1 protein-coding gene is annotated in these 238 nt (G+C 59.7%); it reads left to right on the top strand.

Features of this window, described 5'->3' with window-relative positions; genetic code table 11:
* A partial coding sequence (locus AC1RPW_RS08700) for a hypothetical protein (RefSeq protein ID WP_481769563.1) occupies nucleotides 1-213 on the top strand: 213 nt, incomplete at its 5' end.
* Nucleotides 214-238: the final 25 nt, after the last annotated feature.

Genomic DNA, 238 nt, shown 5'->3' with positions numbered 1-238 from the left:
CGCATGACGTGCTGCATGATCATGACCGAGTTCCGTGCGGTCTTGGATACACAGGGCGGTCGGTTCGCGGTCAGTGAGGGAGACGCACTGCCGTTCACGGCGCATGTCTGGGCCGACGAGATTTACATGGACGCGCCGACCGTGAGCGCCCGGCTACCCCTCAACTACTGCCCCGGATGTGGGGAGCGGCTGTGGACCAATGTACCCGGATAGACCTCAACTTTTTCCATTATATTTC

Source organism: Dellaglioa sp. CoH-55-MRSF-8 (assembly GCF_056782195.1).
Note: the sequence above shows the minus strand (reverse complement) of the source record. Positions and strands in the feature narration are given on the sequence as shown.